Raw genomic sequence first — 14,112 nt, forward strand, 5'->3', positions numbered from 1 at the left:
CACTCGCTTTTCAGGCCACGTTCGCGGAGGATTTTCCGTCGATCAGCTGTTTCAGGTTGATCGGCTGATCGTGCTCAACGGCGGCGTAGAGGCCGTTATAAACCGGCGCTATTTTCTCCAGATAGTGCTCCAGCACCTGCTGGCGATCGCGGTTGCTGACGTGACCGTCCACCATGCCGTCGGCCATCAGTTGAGCTTTCGCAATACACTGTTTTTCACCCTCTTTTGTCTCAACGTAATACTCAATGGTGTGGCTGTTGAAGCTCTCCGCCAGGGTGACAAAAATCGTGAAGTGACCAAACAACACAAAGCGCATGTCCCCCTGCGCCGCGCAGCTCATGGCATGGTGCAGACGGGCTTTTGACAGGGTGATCCCCTGAATCAGAGAGTTGCAGTAGAGGTGCCACTGATCCTGAAGCTGCTGATGACGTTGCGCGATGTAATCCGCTTTTTCGCTAATTTCCCAAATAGTCATAAAAGGTATCCGGTTAATGGAGTTAGCGGCTGTTAAGCAGTTTTCGTGCCAGTTTTTAATCTGTTGATTTAAATATCTTTTAACAAGATACGTACTGTCACCGCCGCGGTGTCGACGTGTCATTTCGACAGCGTTGACATCGTCACGCCGTAACGCAAATCAAGCTGGCACTGTTATTGCATTGAAGGGGCAATTCATTAAGGAGGCGTCATGCACGAAATCACCCTCTGCCAGCGGGCACTGGAACTTATCGAACAGCAGGCTGTGCAGAACCATGCGAAGCGCGTGACCGGCGTCTGGCTGAAGGTCGGGGCGTTTTCCTGCGTCGAGACCAGCGCCCTCACCTTCTGTTTTGAGCTGGTGTGCCGCGGCACGCTGGCGGAAGGTTGCGCACTGCATATCGAGGAGCAGCAGGCGGAGTGCTGGTGCGAACAGTGTCAGGAGTACGTCACGCTGCTGTCATCGAAGGTACAGCGCTGTCCGCAGTGCCAGAGCAGCGGGCTGCGCATCGTGGCGGATGACGGTATGCAGATCCAACGCCTCGAAATCGAGAAGGAGTAAAGTATGTGTAGTACCTGCGGTTGCGCTGAAGGCAACCTGTATATCGAAGGGGATGAACACCGCCCCCACTCCGCGTTTCGCTCCGCGCCCTTTTCCCCTGCCCCGCGTCCCGCGGCGGCACTGACCGGCATCACCTTCGCGCCGCAGCGTTCCGACGCGGGTGACCTGCATTACGGCCGCGGCGAAGCGGGCACCCACGCGCCGGGCATCAGCCAGCGCCAGATGCTGGAGGTGGAGATTAACGTGCTGGATAAAAACAACCAGCTCGCCGTCCGCAATCGCGCCCGCTTTGCCGCGCGCGAACAGCTGGTGCTGAACCTGGTCTCCAGCCCCGGCTCCGGTAAAACCACGCTGCTGACCGAAACCCTCAAACGGCTGAATAAACGTGTCTCCTGCGCCGTTATCGAAGGTGACCAGCAAACGGTAAACGACGCCGCGCGCATCCGCGAAACCGGTACGCCTGCGATTCAGGTCAACACCGGGAAAGGGTGCCATCTGGACGCGCAGATGATTGCCGACGCCGCCCCGCGCCTGCCGTTGGCGAACAACGGCATCCTGTTCATTGAAAACGTTGGCAACCTGGTCTGCCCGGCAAGCTTCGACCTCGGCGAGCGGCATAAAGTGGCGGTACTCTCCGTGACCGAAGGGGAAGACAAGCCGCTGAAATATCCGCATATGTTTGCCGCCGCCTCCCTCATGCTGCTGAACAAAGTCGACCTGCTGCCGTACCTGAATTTCGACATGGATAAGTGCCTGGCTTACGCCCGGGAAGTGAACCCGGACATTGAGATCCTGCTGGTTTCCGCCACGCGCGGCGACGGGATGGACGCCTGGCTGAACTGGCTGGAGAACGAACGATGTGCATAGGCGTCCCCGGGCAAATTCATTCCATCGACGGCAATCAGGCCAAAGTGGAGGTATGCGGCATCCTGCGCGATGTCGACCTGACGCTGGTAGGCAGCCACGATGAGACCGGCGCATCGCGTCTCGGCCAGTGGGTGCTGGTCCACGTGGGTTTTGCCATGAGCGTGATTAATGAGGAAGAAGCCCGCGACACGCTGGACGCGCTACAGAATATGTTTGACGTCGAGCCGGACGTGGGCGCCCTGCTATATGGGGAGGAACGATAATACATGCGTTACGTTGATGAATATCGCGCGCCTGAGCAGGTGTTGCAGCTTATCGATCGCCTGAATTCCCGCGCGTCGCTGCTGGACTACACGAAAGAAAAACCGCTGCGGATCATGGAGGTGTGCGGCGGACACACCCACGCCATCTTTAAATTTGGCCTCGACCAGCTGCTGCCGGAAAACATCGAATTTATCCACGGCCCCGGCTGCCCGGTGTGCGTGCTGCCGATGGGGCGCATCGACAGCTGTCTCGACATCGCCAGCCGCCCCGGTGTGATTTTTTGTACCTTTGGCGACGCCATGCGTGTACCGGGAAAAAATGGCTCGCTGCTCCAGGCGAAGGCGCGCGGCGCGGACGTGCGGATCGTCTACTCACCGATGGATGCCCTGACGCTGGCGATGGCTAATCCTGAGCGTAAGGTCGTCTTTTTCGGGCTGGGTTTTGAAACCACCATGCCCGCCACCGCCATTACCCTCCAGCAGGCGAAAGCCCGCAACGTCACAAACTTTTACTTTTTCTGCCAGCACATCACGCTTATTCCCACGCTGCGCAGCCTGCTGGAAGCGCCGGATAACGGTATCGACGCGTTTCTCGCGCCGGGCCACGTCAGCATGGTGATCGGCACAGAAGCCTACGGTTTTATCGCTGAACAGTACAATCGTCCGTTAGTGGTGGCTGGTTTCGAGCCACTTGATCTACTGCAAGGCGTGACCATGCTGGTTGAGCAGAAAATAGCGGCCCTGAGTGCGGTGGAAAATCAGTATCGCCGCGTGGTGCCCGATGCAGGTAACAGACGGGCACAGCAGGCCATAGCCGACGTGTTTAGCGTCGAAGGCGACAGCGAGTGGCGCGGACTGGGGCTGATTGCCGAATCCGGCGTACACCTGACGCCCGCGTATCGCGCCTTCGACGCCGAAGCGCATTTCCGACCGCAGCCGCAGCAGGTGTGCGACGATCCCCGCGCCCGCTGTGGCGACGTACTCACCGGAAAATGCAAACCTTATCACTGCCCGTTATTTGGCAACGCCTGTAACCCGCAAACCGCGTTTGGCGCGCTGATGGTCTCTTCAGAAGGGGCATGCGCCGCGTGGTATCACTATCGCAACCAGGAGTGTGAAGCATGAACACGGTGGAAATGGCGCACGGAAGCGGTGGACAGGCGATGCAGCAGCTGATTAACCGGCTGTTTATGGACGCCTTTAACAATCCCTGGCTCGCCGAGCAGGAAGATCAGGCGCGCATTGCGCTCTCAACCCTCACCGCACACGGTGACAGGCTGGCGTTCTCTACCGACAGCTACGTGATTGACCCGCTGTTCTTCCCGGGCGGCGATATCGGCAAGCTCGCCGTCTGCGGCACGGCAAACGACGTCGCCGTCAGCGGCGCGATCCCCCGCTACCTCTCCTGCGGGTTTATCCTCGAAGAAGGGTTACCGATGGAAACGCTCACGGCGGTGGTCAACAGCATGGCGCACACCGCCCGCGAGGCGGGGATCGCTATCGTCACCGGGGATACCAAGGTGGTGCAGCGCGGCGCGGCGGATAAGCTTTTTATCAACACCGCCGGGATGGGGGCGATCCCCGCCGATATTCACTGGGGCGCTCAACAGCTTTGCGCAGGCGACGTGCTGATTGTCAGCGGCACGCTGGGCTGCCACGGGGCAACCATCCTGAACCTGCGCGAAGGCCTGGGGCTGGACGGGGAACTGCGCAGTGACTGCGCGGTACTCACGCCGCTGATCCAGACGCTGCGTACCGTTCCCGGCGTGAAAGCGCTGCGCGATGCCACCCGCGGCGGCGTGAATGCCGTGGTGCATGAGTTTGCCGCCAGCAGTGGCTGTGGTATTGAGCTTAACGAGCGCAGCCTGCCCGTCAGACCTGCCGTTCGTGGCCTGTGCGAACTGCTGGGGCTCGACCCGCTGAACTTTGCCAACGAGGGCAAGCTGCTGATCGGCGTGGAGCGCCAGGCTGCCGAAGCCGTACTTGCACAGCTGCGCGCGCATCCATTAGGGAAAGACGCGGCCATCATCGGCGACGTGGTTGAGCGCAAAGGGGTGCGCCTGACCGGGCTTTACGGCGTGAAGCGTACGCTGGATCTGCCGCACGCTGAACCGTTACCCCGAATTTGCTAGACCGCGCCAAAAGCGGTCAGCGCTGAATTTCTCTTTTTGCCAGTTTCTATTGGAAAGCAACAATGCCGTATACACCGATGAGCGATCTTGGACAGCAGGGCCTGTTTGACATCACGCGCACACTTTTACAACAGCCCGACCTCGGCGCACTGAGCGATGCCCTGACGCGGCTGGTCAGGCAATCTGCGCTGGCGGACAGCGCCGCCATTGTGCTCTGGCATAGCGCAACCCACCGCGCGAGCTATTTCTCAACGCGTGATAACGGCAAAATCTTCGAATATGAAGATGAAACGTTTCTTGCCCACGGCCCGGTGCGGCGTATTCTCTCCCGCCCGGAAGCGCTGCACTGCAATTTTGACCAGTTTCGCCAGGCCTGGCCGAAGCTGGCAGAGAGCAACCTTTACCACCCTTTCGGCCACTACAGCATGCTGCCGCTGGCGGTGGAAGGGCAAATTTTTGGCGGCTGCGAGTTTATCCGCGATACCGACCAGCCCTGGAGCGAGGCGGAGTACGAACGCCTGCACACCTTTACCCAGATTGCGGCCGTTGTCACGGAGCAGATCCAAAGCCGCGTCACCAATAACGTGGACTACGACCTGCTGAGCCGCGAGCGCGATAACTTCCGCATTCTGGTTGCCATCACCAACGCCGTGCTCTCCCGCCTGGACATGGATGAGCTGGTCAGCGAAGTATCAAAAGAGATCCATCACTATTTTAAAATCGATGCCATCAGCATTGCGCTACGCGGTAACCGGAAAGGCAAGCTGAACATCTACTCCACCCACTACCTTGATGAAGCTAACCCGGCGCACGAGCAGAGCGAAGTGGACGAAGCGGGAACGCTGTCCGAGCGGGTATTTAAAAGCAAAGAGATCCTGCTGCTCAATCTCAATGAACAGGATCCGGTAGCCCCCTACGAGCGGATGCTCTTCAACACCTGGGGCAACAAGATCCAGACCCTGTGCCTGCTGCCGCTGATGTCCGGCAACACCATGCTCGGCGTGCTCAAACTGGCGCAGTGCGATGAAGCCGTATTTACCACCGCCAACCTGAAGCTGCTGCGCCAGATCGCCGAGCGCATCTCCATCGCGCTGGATAACGCCCTCGCCTATCAGGAGATCCATCGCCTGAAGGAGCGGCTGGTGGACGAGAACCTGGCGCTGACCGAGCAGCTCAACAACGTGGACAGCGAGTTTGGCGAAATCATCGGGCGCAGCGATGCCATGTACAGCGTGCTCAAGCAGGTGGAGATGGTGGCGCAAAGCGACAGCACGGTGCTGATCCTCGGTGAAACCGGTACCGGGAAAGAGCTGATTGCCCGGGCGATCCACAACCTGAGCAACCGCAACAGCCGCCGGATGGTGAAGATGAACTGCGCGGCGATGCCTGCTGGCTTACTGGAAAGCGACCTGTTCGGCCACGAGCGCGGTGCCTTTACCGGCGCCAGCAGCCAGCGGCTGGGCCGTTTTGAGCTGGCGGATAAAAGCTCTTTGTTCCTCGACGAAGTGGGCGATATGCCGCTGGAGCTCCAGCCCAAGCTGCTGCGCGTGCTGCAGGAGCAGGAGTTTGAGCGCCTCGGCAGCAACAAGCTGATCCAGACCGACGTGCGTCTGATTGCCGCCACCAACCGCGATCTGAAAAAAATGGTCGCCGACCGCGAGTTTCGCAGCGATCTTTACTATCGCCTGAACGTGTTCCCGATCTGCCTGCCGCCGCTGCGCGAGCGCCCGGAAGATATTCCGCTGCTGGTGAAAGCCTTTACCGCGAAGATTGCCCGCCGGATGGGGCGAAATATCGACAGTATTCCTGCCGAAACGCTACGCACACTCTCGGCGATGGAGTGGCCGGGGAACGTGCGCGAGCTGGAAAACGTCATCGAGCGCGCGGTGCTGCTGACGCGCGGGAACGTGCTTCAGCTGTCCCTGCCGGAGGTTTCTCTTGCGGAAACGACCGTGGCCGCAACCGAGGTTGCGAAGGATGGAGAGGATGAATATCAGCTCATTTTGCGCGTGCTCAGGGAGACCAACGGCGTGGTGGCCGGGCCGAAAGGCGCGGCGCAACGGCTGGGGCTGAAGCGTACCACCCTGCTCTCGCGCATGAAGCGTCTGGGAATCGATAAAGAGAGCCTGAATTAACCCGTCATTCCGGCGCCGTATATGGCGCCGCCTTTCATCACTCTGCGTAATTGTCTCACATTGACACAATATATTTTCCTCTGTATAAAATTCCGCCTTAATAATGCGTTTCATTTGCATCAAAATAATTTTAATGAAGGTAGCGTTTAATGAAAAAGGTTCTCTGCGCGTTAGGCCTGGCGGTTGCATCAATGAGTACAGCTCTGGCTACCACGTACCCGCTCACGATAGAAAACTGCGGGTATAAAGAAACCTTCACCAAAGCGCCGGAACGCGTTGTGGCCCTGGGGCAGAATACCGTCGAGATCCTGCTTCTGCTGGGTCTGGAAGATAAGGTGAAAGCCAGCGCGTTCTGGCCGACCAAAGTATTGCCGCAGCTGGCTGAGCAGAATGCAAAAATCAAAACCCTGACCGTCGAAATTCCGACACTTGAATCCATTCTTGCGCAAAACCCTGATTTTGTTCCTGCACAGCTGCCGCTGCTGCTCGGGCCTGAAAGTAAGGTCGCAAAGCGTGAAGATCTGGCCACCGTTGGGGTAAACAGCTACTTGTCCCCGGGCATGTGCGCCACTAAAAAAGCCGCAGGCGACATGTACGGCAGCCGCCAGACGCTGTGGGACATGACCTACCTTTATCAAGAGATTGAGGATTTCGCCAAGATTTTCAACGTGGAAGCGCGCGGTCAGGCCGTTATCGCCGACTTCAAAAAACGTGAAGCCGACCTGCGCCAGGAGTTTGGCAAAAACAACAAAGACCTCTCCTTTGTTTTCTGGTTCTCAAGCTCCTCACCTTCGGCTGATGCCTATGTCGGCGGCAAAAACAGCGCCTCTGGCTTTATTGCTAACGTGCTGGGCGGCCATAACGCCATTACCTCTGAGACCGAATGGCCGACCGTGGGCTGGGAAAGTATTATTGCCGCTAATCCGGACGTGATTGTGGTCTCCAGCCTGGATCGTAACCGCTGGGCGCTGGACAACGCCGAAGAAAAAATCAAATTCCTGAAAAGCGATCCAGCCGTCAGCCAGATGGAGGCGGTGAAGAAGGGTCATATTGTGGTGATGGACGGCCAGGCCATGAACCCGACGATTCGCACGCTTTACGGTGCTGAGCAGGTCGGCGAACAGCTCAGAAAACTGGGACTGGACTGATGACCACCGCCGTACTTCAGATGCGGCAGGGGGTGCTCCTGACCACGTCATGCCTGCTCGCCTTCGTGCTGTTGTTTCTGGTGATCGCCCTTGGCGTCAGCATCGGTGAGTTGTCTATCCCGCTCAATAACGTGTTCTACGCCATCAGCAATAAGCTGGGGCTGACTGACGTTCCGCTCAACCGCATCTACGAGAGCGTCATCTGGGACTTTCGCCTCAGCCGCGCGCTGGTGGCGGCCTGCTGCGGAGCCGGGTTGGCCATCTGCGGGGCCGTATTGCAGAGCCTTTTGAAGAATGCGCTGGCGGAACCTTACGTGCTCGGCGTGTCGGCGGGAGCGTCAACCGGGGCGGTGTCAGTCGTCGTATTGGGTCTCGGCACCGGCGCAGTGTCGCTTTCTGCGGGCGCGTTTGCCGGAGCCTTCGCCGCCTTTGCCTTCGTCGCCTTCCTGACCAACGGCGCGCGCGGCGGCAATGAACGCACGATCCTGGCGGGCGTAGCGGCCTCTCAGCTGTTTAACGCCATTACCGCCTATACCATCAGCACCTCTGCCAGCGCGCAACAGGCGCGCGACGTGATGTTCTGGCTGCTGGGCAGCTTTAGCGGCGTACGCTGGCCGGAATTCCAGCTGGCGCTGGTAGTGGTACTGGCGGGGCTGGCCGTCTGTCTTTATTATTCCCGTGCGCTGGACGCCTTTACGTTCGGTGATGATGCCGCCGCCTCGTTGGGCATTGCCGTGCCCTGGGTGCGCCTGGCCTTGTTTACCACCACCGCCCTGATCACCGCGACCATCGTCAGCATGGCGGGCTCTATTGGTTTTGTCGGGCTGGTCGTGCCGCACGTTATGCGTTTCCTGTTCGGGCCGCTGCACCGCACGCTGCTGATAGCCAGCGCGCTGGCGGGGGCGATCCTGATGGTGCTGGCCGACATCGCCTCGCGGATGCTGATTGCTCCGCAAAGCCTGCCGGTTGGCGTCGTTACCGCACTGGTGGGCGTACCGTTCTTCGCCGTGATTATCTACCGCTCAAGGAATAAGTAATGAGCATCTGCGCCGACAATATCACCTGGAAGGTAGGTAAAAAGGTTATCGTGAATCATGTTTCGCTGAAGGTTTCCCGGGGCGAAACGGTGGGCCTGCTTGGCCCTAACGGCTGCGGTAAATCCTCGCTGTTGCGCATACTGGCAGGTCTGCGCCGCCCGGATGCCGGGTGCGTGACGCTGGACGGACAGGACATTGCCCGCATTGCCAAAAAGCAGCTGGCGCGGCGCGTGGCGTTTGTTGAACAGCACGGAATGACCGACGCCAATATGCGCGTGCGTGACGTCGTCAAACTGGGGCGAATTCCGCACCATTCTCCCTTCTCAAACTGGAGCGCGCAGGATGACGAAACCGTCACCGCCGCCCTGCAACGCGTGGATATGCTGGATCGCAGCGAACAGGGCTGGCTGAGCTTATCCGGCGGCGAGCGTCAGCGGGTACATATCGCCCGCGCGCTGGCGCAAACGCCCACCGAGATCCTGCTGGATGAACCGACCAACCATCTGGACATTCATCATCAGATGCAGCTCATGCAGCTTATCAGTGAGCTGCCGGTAACCAGCATCGTCGCCATTCACGATCTTAACCACGCATCCATGTTCTGCGATTCGCTGATTGTGATGCAGCAAGGGCAGATTGTGGCGACCGGAACGCCGCAGGAAATCTTATCCGAGGAACTACTCTGGGACGTCTTCAGGGTGAAAACCAGAATCGAGATCTCGCCGTACCACGGCAAAAAACACATCCATTTTATCGTGTAGGGGTGAGTTAAAACGATGCCTCTTCGCACTGCCAACACCCTCTGGCCGCCCGTTCTGCTGGGCAGCCAGTTTGTGTTTAATATCGGCTTTTACGCGGTCGTCCCCTTCCTGGCGATCTTCTTACGTGACGATATGCTGCTCTCCGGCGGGCTGATTGGGCTGGTGCTGGGGCTGCGCACCTTCTCCCAGCAGGGGATGTTTATTGTCGGCGGCGCGCTTTCAGACCGGTTTGGCGCGAAGAGCGTGATCCTCAGCGGCTGCATTGTTCGTGTGGCGGGTTATTTGCTGCTGGCCTTTGGGCAATCCCTGTGGCCCGTCATTCTGGGGGCCTGTCTGACGGGCGTCGGCGGCGCGCTGTTCTCACCGTCGATAGAAGCCCTGCTGGCCAAAGCGGGAACGCAAAGCGAGGCGAAGGGTAAACGGAGCCGCGCGGAGTGGTTTGCGCTGTTTGCGGTGTGCGGTGAACTTGGCGCCGTTCTTGGCCCGGTGATGGGGGCCCTGCTGACGGAGCTGGGCTTTCGTCAGGTTGCGCTCGCAGGCGCAGGGATATTTATCGTTGCGCTGGTGGTGCTCTTTTTCTGCCTGCCTGCGGCACATCACAGCACGAAGCCGCTGAAAATTCTGCCCTGGTGGACGACGTTCCGTCAGCCGCGTTTCGTCGCCTTTATCATTGCCTACAGTTCATGGCTGTTAAGCTATAACCAGCTCTATCTGGCGCTGCCGGTGGAGATCCAGCGCGCCGGGGGGAACGAAAAAGACCTGGGACCGCTGTTTATGCTGGCATCGGTGCTGATCATTGTTCTGCAATTGCCCCTCGCCCGCTTCGCCCGAAAGGTTGGCGCGGTAAGGATTTTACCGGTGGGCTTTTTGCTGCTCTCCGCCGCGTTTGCCAGCGTGGCGCTTTTTGCCGCGACGGAGCCGCCGGAAGGCTGGCTGCGCCTGCTGCCCTCTGCAAGCTTTGTCACCCTTTTAACGCTTGGACAGATGCTGCTGGTGCCGTCGGCAAAAGATTTGATCCCACATTTTGCCGAGGAGTCAACGCTTGGAGCGCACTATGGCGCGCTCTCAACCGCCGGCGGCATCGCGGTGCTGGTGGGGAATTTAGGTTTAGGCAGCCTGCTGGATAAGGCGCTGGTGCCCTCGACGGAGGCCATTTACCCGTGGCTGCTGCTGGCGGTGTTTCCACTGTGCAGCGCGGTCGCGCTGAGCGTGATTTGTCGTCCACTGCGGCGCTGAGACGATTATTTTTTGGGCCGATACTTTTCCGGTAATTCCGGAACCGGACGACGATCGTCGATCAGATGTCGGATGGTCAGAATCGGATGACGCCATAACATACGTGGCCCTGCCCAGCGCATCACCTGCTTCATCTCTTCCCGTCGGGCGGGCTGATAACAGTGCACCGGGCACTGTTTGCAGGCAGGTTTTTCCTCACCAAACACGCATTTATCCAGCCGCTTATCAGCATAAGCCTTGAGCGCCGAATAGTGCCCCTCTTCTTTTATGGCGTGCGGACACCTGTTTTCGTACAGGGCGATCATTCTGGCGATCGTCTTTTTTTCTCGTGAAATACGTTTACCGGACATAACGCCGTCCCCAACAATAAAGTGCATTTATAATACCCTTTTATCTGCACATTTTCAGTCATTGCATTCCGTTTTCTGAAGCGTCCTTCCAGAATTTCCCCGCCCCCCGCTGCGTTTTACTGGTATTTTATACAGGCATAAATAATCACCTTTGACCGCATTCACCGGAGCGCTTATGCAAGAGATCGCGATCGCCAAACCCTATCGTCACTTGAAAGTGGGTTACTTCAGAAAACGTCATGAAGACCGTAAAACGAAAATTCCAAAACGGTACAGCGTACACGCAGCTCTAAGCCTGAAAGGCGACTGGCTTGAACAAGCGGGATTTACCACCAACTCGCAGGTGCGGGTGGGCGTCGAGCACGGAAAAATCATCATTGAATTAATGGCGGAAGATGCCTCGTAAAGTCGTGACTTTTTTCTGCGCCGCACCTTTTTTTCATGCGACAATAGAAGGAACAATCGGCCATTGAGCCGCTCAAAGCGTAATATTTTCAAAGAAATGGATATCATAACTCCATGAGCACAATCGACAATTTCGACGCGCATACGCCAATGATGCAGCAGTACCTGAAGCTGAAGGCACAGCACCCGGAAATTTTGCTGTTTTACCGTATGGGCGATTTTTACGAGCTTTTTTATGATGATGCGAAACGTGCGTCTCAGCTGCTCGACATTTCCCTGACGAAACGTGGCGCGTCGGCAGGCGAGCCCATCCCGATGGCGGGTATCCCGCATCACGCGGTTGAAAACTATCTGGCGAAGCTGGTGAACCAGGGCGAGTCTGTCGCTATCTGCGAACAAATTGGTGACCCGGCCACATCGAAAGGCCCTGTTGAGCGCAAGGTCGTACGCATCGTCACGCCGGGAACCATCAGCGATGAGGCCCTGCTTCAGGAGCGCCAGGATAACCTGCTGGCGGCGATCTGGCAGGATGGTAAAGGGTTTGGCTACGCCACGCTGGATATCAGCTCCGGTCGTTTTCGCCTGAGTGAACCGGCTGACCGTGAAACCATGGCGGCTGAACTACAGCGCACTAATCCGGCAGAACTGCTTTATGCAGAGGATTTCGCCGAGATGGCGCTGATTGAAGGTCGCCGCGGCCTGCGTCGTCGTCCACTGTGGGAGTTCGAAATTGATACCGCGCGCCAGCAGTTAAACCTGCAATTTGGCACGCGCGATTTGATTGGCTTTGGCGTGGAAAACGCCCCGCGCGGGCTGTGTGCCGCAGGCTGCCTGTTGCAGTACGTTAAGGATACGCAACGTACCGCCCTGCCCCATATTCGTTCCATCACCATGGAGCGTCAGCAGGACAGCATCATCATGGATGCCGCCACGCGCCGCAACCTGGAGATCACGCAGAACCTCGCTGGCGGCATGGAAAATACGCTGGCGTCGGTTCTTGACAGCACGGTTACCCCCATGGGCAGCCGTATGCTCAAACGCTGGCTGCATATGCCGATCCGCAATACCGAAACGCTGGCTGGCCGCCAGCAAACCATTGCCGCATTGCAGGATCGTTACACCGAATTGCAGCCGGTGCTGCGTCAGGTGGGTGATCTTGAGCGTATCCTGGCGCGCCTGGCCTTGCGCACCGCGCGTCCACGCGATCTCGCCCGTATGCGGCACGCGTTCCAGCAGTTGCCGGAACTGCGCGCTCAGCTGGGAGAGATCGACAGCGCGCCAGTGCAAAAGCTGCGCGAAACCATGGGCGAATTTACCGAGCTTCGCGAACTGCTGGAACGCGCCATCATTGATGCGCCGCCTGTTCTGGTGCGGGATGGCGGGGTTATTGCTCCGGGTTACAACGAAGAGCTGGACGAATGGCGTGCGCTGGCCGATGGCGCGACGGATTATCTGGATAAGCTGGAAATCCGCGAGCGTGAACGTCTGGGGCTCGACACCCTGAAAGTCGGCTACAACGCGGTACACGGTTACTATATCCAGATCAGCCGTGGGCAGAGCCACCTGGCCCCGATTCACTACGTTCGCCGCCAGACGCTGAAAAATGCCGAGCGCTACATTATACCCGAGCTGAAAGAGTACGAAGACAAAGTGCTCACGTCGAAAGGTAAAGCGCTGGCGCTGGAGAAACAGCTGTATGACGAGCTGTTCGACATCCTGATGCCGCACCTGGCTGACCTGCAACTGAGCGCCGCTGCGCTGGCCGAGCTGGATGTCCTGGTAAACCTGGCTGAGCGCGCTGACACGCTGAATTACACCTGTCCGACCTTTACTGACAAACCCGGCATTCGCATTACCGAAGGCCGCCACCCGGTGGTTGAGCAGGTGCTGAACGAGCCGTTTATTGCCAACCCGTTGAACCTGTCACCGCAGCGAAGAATGCTGATCATTACCGGCCCCAACATGGGCGGTAAAAGTACCTATATGCGCCAGACAGCCCTTATCGCGCTGCTCGCCTACATCGGCAGCTACGTTCCAGCGCAGAAGGTTGAGATTGGCCCTATCGACCGTATCTTCACCCGTGTGGGTGCGGCGGACGATCTGGCGAGCGGTCGCTCTACCTTTATGGTCGAGATGACCGAAACCGCCAACATTCTGCATAACGCGACAGAGAACAGTCTGGTGTTGATGGACGAAGTAGGACGCGGTACCTCCACCTATGACGGCCTGTCTCTGGCCTGGGCGTGCGCGGAAAGTCTGGCAAATAAAATCAAGGCGCTGACGCTGTTCGCAACGCACTATTTCGAACTGACACAGCTGCCAGAGAAAATGGAAGGCGTGGCTAACGTCCACCTTGATGCGCTTGAGCACGGCGACACCATCGCCTTTATGCACACGGTGCAGGACGGCGCGGCAAGCAAGAGCTATGGCCTGGCCGTCGCCGCGCTGGCGGGCGTGCCAAAAGAGGTGATTAAGCGCGCGCGTCAGAAATTGCGTGAGCTGGAAAGTTTGTCACCGAATGCGGCAGCTACGCAGATAGATGGTACGCAGATGTCACTGCTGGCGGTGCCGGAAGAGACCTCTCCGGCGGTAGAAGCGCTGGAGAACCTCGACCCGGATTCACTGACGCCGCGTCAGGCGCTGGAGTGGATTTATCGGTTGAAGAGTCTGGTTTAGTTTTCTGCGGTCTTTTGCCGGGTGGCGGCTTCGCCTTACCCGGCCTACAAAACCCGTAGGACCGGT

The 14,112-nt window shown here is 58.4% G+C and carries 14 protein-coding genes; 12 read left to right on the plus strand and 2 right to left on the minus strand.

The features are described 5' to 3' along the window. Window positions 1-10 precede the first annotated feature (10 nt). Complete coding sequence (gene hycA, locus DD597_RS18520; RefSeq protein WP_022651744.1) at window positions 11-475, minus strand: formate hydrogenlyase regulator HycA; 465 nt, start codon at window positions 473-475, stop codon at window positions 11-13. 210 nt (window positions 476-685) lie between these two features. Here hycA and hypA point away from each other — a divergent pair, with 210 nt between their 5' ends. From hypA to DD597_RS18575, 10 genes are all read left to right on the plus strand, one after another. Further along, window positions 686-1,036 carry a hydrogenase maturation nickel metallochaperone HypA gene (hypA, locus tag DD597_RS18530; protein WP_022651745.1) on the plus strand — a complete coding sequence of 117 codons (351 nt, stop codon included), beginning with the start codon at window positions 686-688 and terminating at the stop codon, window positions 1,034-1,036. 3 nt (window positions 1,037-1,039) lie between these two features. Then, the gene (gene hypB / locus DD597_RS18535; RefSeq protein ID WP_058658359.1) at window positions 1,040-1,903 is read left to right on the plus strand and encodes a hydrogenase nickel incorporation protein HypB; all 864 of its coding nucleotides are present in this window, start codon (window positions 1,040-1,042) and stop codon (window positions 1,901-1,903) included. After that, the gene (locus tag DD597_RS18540; RefSeq protein WP_003862132.1) at window positions 1,894-2,166 is read left to right on the plus strand and encodes a HypC/HybG/HupF family hydrogenase formation chaperone; all 273 of its coding nucleotides are present in this window, start codon (window positions 1,894-1,896) and stop codon (window positions 2,164-2,166) included. Before hypB ends, DD597_RS18540 begins: the two co-directional genes overlap by 10 nt. A gap of 3 nt (window positions 2,167-2,169) precedes the next feature. After that, window positions 2,170-3,291, plus strand: a complete 1,122-nt coding sequence (hypD, locus tag DD597_RS18545; RefSeq protein ID WP_023323666.1) for a hydrogenase formation protein HypD — start codon at window positions 2,170-2,172, stop codon at window positions 3,289-3,291. After that, window positions 3,288-4,298 (plus strand): hydrogenase expression/formation protein HypE, encoded by a 1,011-nt coding sequence (hypE, locus tag DD597_RS18550; RefSeq protein WP_023323667.1) that lies wholly within the window; start codon window positions 3,288-3,290, stop codon window positions 4,296-4,298. The genes hypD and hypE overlap by 4 nt, the downstream gene beginning before the upstream one ends. 62 nt (window positions 4,299-4,360) lie before the next feature. After that, window positions 4,361-6,433: a formate hydrogenlyase transcriptional activator FlhA gene (gene flhA / locus DD597_RS18555; protein WP_129256497.1), complete on the plus strand. Its 2,073-nt coding sequence runs from the start codon at window positions 4,361-4,363 to the stop codon at window positions 6,431-6,433. Window positions 6,434-6,582: 149 nt separating this feature from the next. Next, on the plus strand, window positions 6,583-7,581 hold the full coding sequence (locus DD597_RS18560) for an ABC transporter substrate-binding protein (protein ID WP_045894886.1): 999 nt from the start codon (window positions 6,583-6,585) through the stop codon (window positions 7,579-7,581). Further along, window positions 7,581-8,618: an iron ABC transporter permease gene (locus DD597_RS18565; protein ID WP_022651750.1), complete on the plus strand. Its 1,038-nt coding sequence runs from the start codon at window positions 7,581-7,583 to the stop codon at window positions 8,616-8,618. Before DD597_RS18560 ends, DD597_RS18565 begins: the two co-directional genes overlap by 1 nt. Then, window positions 8,618-9,379: an ABC transporter ATP-binding protein gene (locus tag DD597_RS18570; protein ID WP_062933529.1), complete on the plus strand. Its 762-nt coding sequence runs from the start codon at window positions 8,618-8,620 to the stop codon at window positions 9,377-9,379. The genes DD597_RS18565 and DD597_RS18570 overlap by 1 nt, the downstream gene beginning before the upstream one ends. A 15-nt stretch (window positions 9,380-9,394) precedes the next feature. Beyond that, window positions 9,395-10,615, plus strand: coding sequence for an MFS transporter (locus DD597_RS18575; RefSeq protein WP_129256498.1), 1,221 nt, complete (start codon window positions 9,395-9,397; stop codon window positions 10,613-10,615). Between the two features lie 5 nt (window positions 10,616-10,620). On the opposite strand, the gene DD597_RS18580 is transcribed toward DD597_RS18575, so the two are convergent. After that, a complete protein-coding gene (locus tag DD597_RS18580; protein ID WP_022649174.1) occupies window positions 10,621-10,965 on the minus strand; it encodes a nitrous oxide-stimulated promoter family protein in 345 nt (114 codons plus the stop codon). A gap of 175 nt (window positions 10,966-11,140) precedes the next feature. Between DD597_RS18580 and DD597_RS18585 the strand changes: the two genes are divergently transcribed. Beyond that, complete coding sequence (locus DD597_RS18585; RefSeq protein WP_003862120.1) at window positions 11,141-11,371, plus strand: SymE family type I addiction module toxin; 231 nt, start codon at window positions 11,141-11,143, stop codon at window positions 11,369-11,371. Between the two features lie 113 nt (window positions 11,372-11,484). Further along, window positions 11,485-14,046 (plus strand): DNA mismatch repair protein MutS, encoded by a 2,562-nt coding sequence (gene mutS / locus DD597_RS18590; protein ID WP_047737057.1) that lies wholly within the window; start codon window positions 11,485-11,487, stop codon window positions 14,044-14,046. Window positions 14,047-14,112: the final 66 nt, after the last annotated feature.

It is taken from the genome of Enterobacter cloacae complex sp. 677-3DZ2D5B, from assembly GCF_004136695.1.
Classification (GTDB): Bacteria; Pseudomonadota; Gammaproteobacteria; order Enterobacterales; family Enterobacteriaceae; genus Enterobacter; species Enterobacter hormaechei_C.

Excerpts from the sequence above, each read along its gene's own strand:
- hycA (WP_022651744.1), bottom strand. The coding sequence starts at position 475 with ATGACTATTTGGGAAATTAGCGAAAAAGCGGATTACATCGCGCAACGT.
- hypA (WP_022651745.1), top strand. The coding sequence starts at position 686 with ATGCACGAAATCACCCTCTGCCAGCGGGCACTGGAACTTATCGAACAG.
- hypB (WP_058658359.1), top strand. The coding sequence starts at position 1,040 with ATGTGTAGTACCTGCGGTTGCGCTGAAGGCAACCTGTATATCGAAGGG.
- DD597_RS18540 (WP_003862132.1), top strand. The coding sequence starts at position 1,894 with ATGTGCATAGGCGTCCCCGGGCAAATTCATTCCATCGACGGCAATCAG.
- hypD (WP_023323666.1), top strand. The coding sequence starts at position 2,170 with ATGCGTTACGTTGATGAATATCGCGCGCCTGAGCAGGTGTTGCAGCTT.
- hypE (WP_023323667.1), top strand. The coding sequence starts at position 3,288 with ATGAACACGGTGGAAATGGCGCACGGAAGCGGTGGACAGGCGATGCAG.
- flhA (WP_129256497.1), top strand. The coding sequence starts at position 4,361 with ATGCCGTATACACCGATGAGCGATCTTGGACAGCAGGGCCTGTTTGAC.
- DD597_RS18560 (WP_045894886.1), top strand. The coding sequence starts at position 6,583 with ATGAAAAAGGTTCTCTGCGCGTTAGGCCTGGCGGTTGCATCAATGAGT.
- DD597_RS18565 (WP_022651750.1), top strand. The coding sequence starts at position 7,581 with ATGACCACCGCCGTACTTCAGATGCGGCAGGGGGTGCTCCTGACCACG.
- DD597_RS18570 (WP_062933529.1), top strand. The coding sequence starts at position 8,618 with ATGAGCATCTGCGCCGACAATATCACCTGGAAGGTAGGTAAAAAGGTT.
- DD597_RS18575 (WP_129256498.1), top strand. The coding sequence starts at position 9,395 with ATGCCTCTTCGCACTGCCAACACCCTCTGGCCGCCCGTTCTGCTGGGC.
- DD597_RS18580 (WP_022649174.1), bottom strand. The coding sequence starts at position 10,965 with ATGTCCGGTAAACGTATTTCACGAGAAAAAAAGACGATCGCCAGAATG.
- DD597_RS18585 (WP_003862120.1), top strand. The coding sequence starts at position 11,141 with ATGCAAGAGATCGCGATCGCCAAACCCTATCGTCACTTGAAAGTGGGT.
- mutS (WP_047737057.1), top strand. The coding sequence starts at position 11,485 with ATGAGCACAATCGACAATTTCGACGCGCATACGCCAATGATGCAGCAG.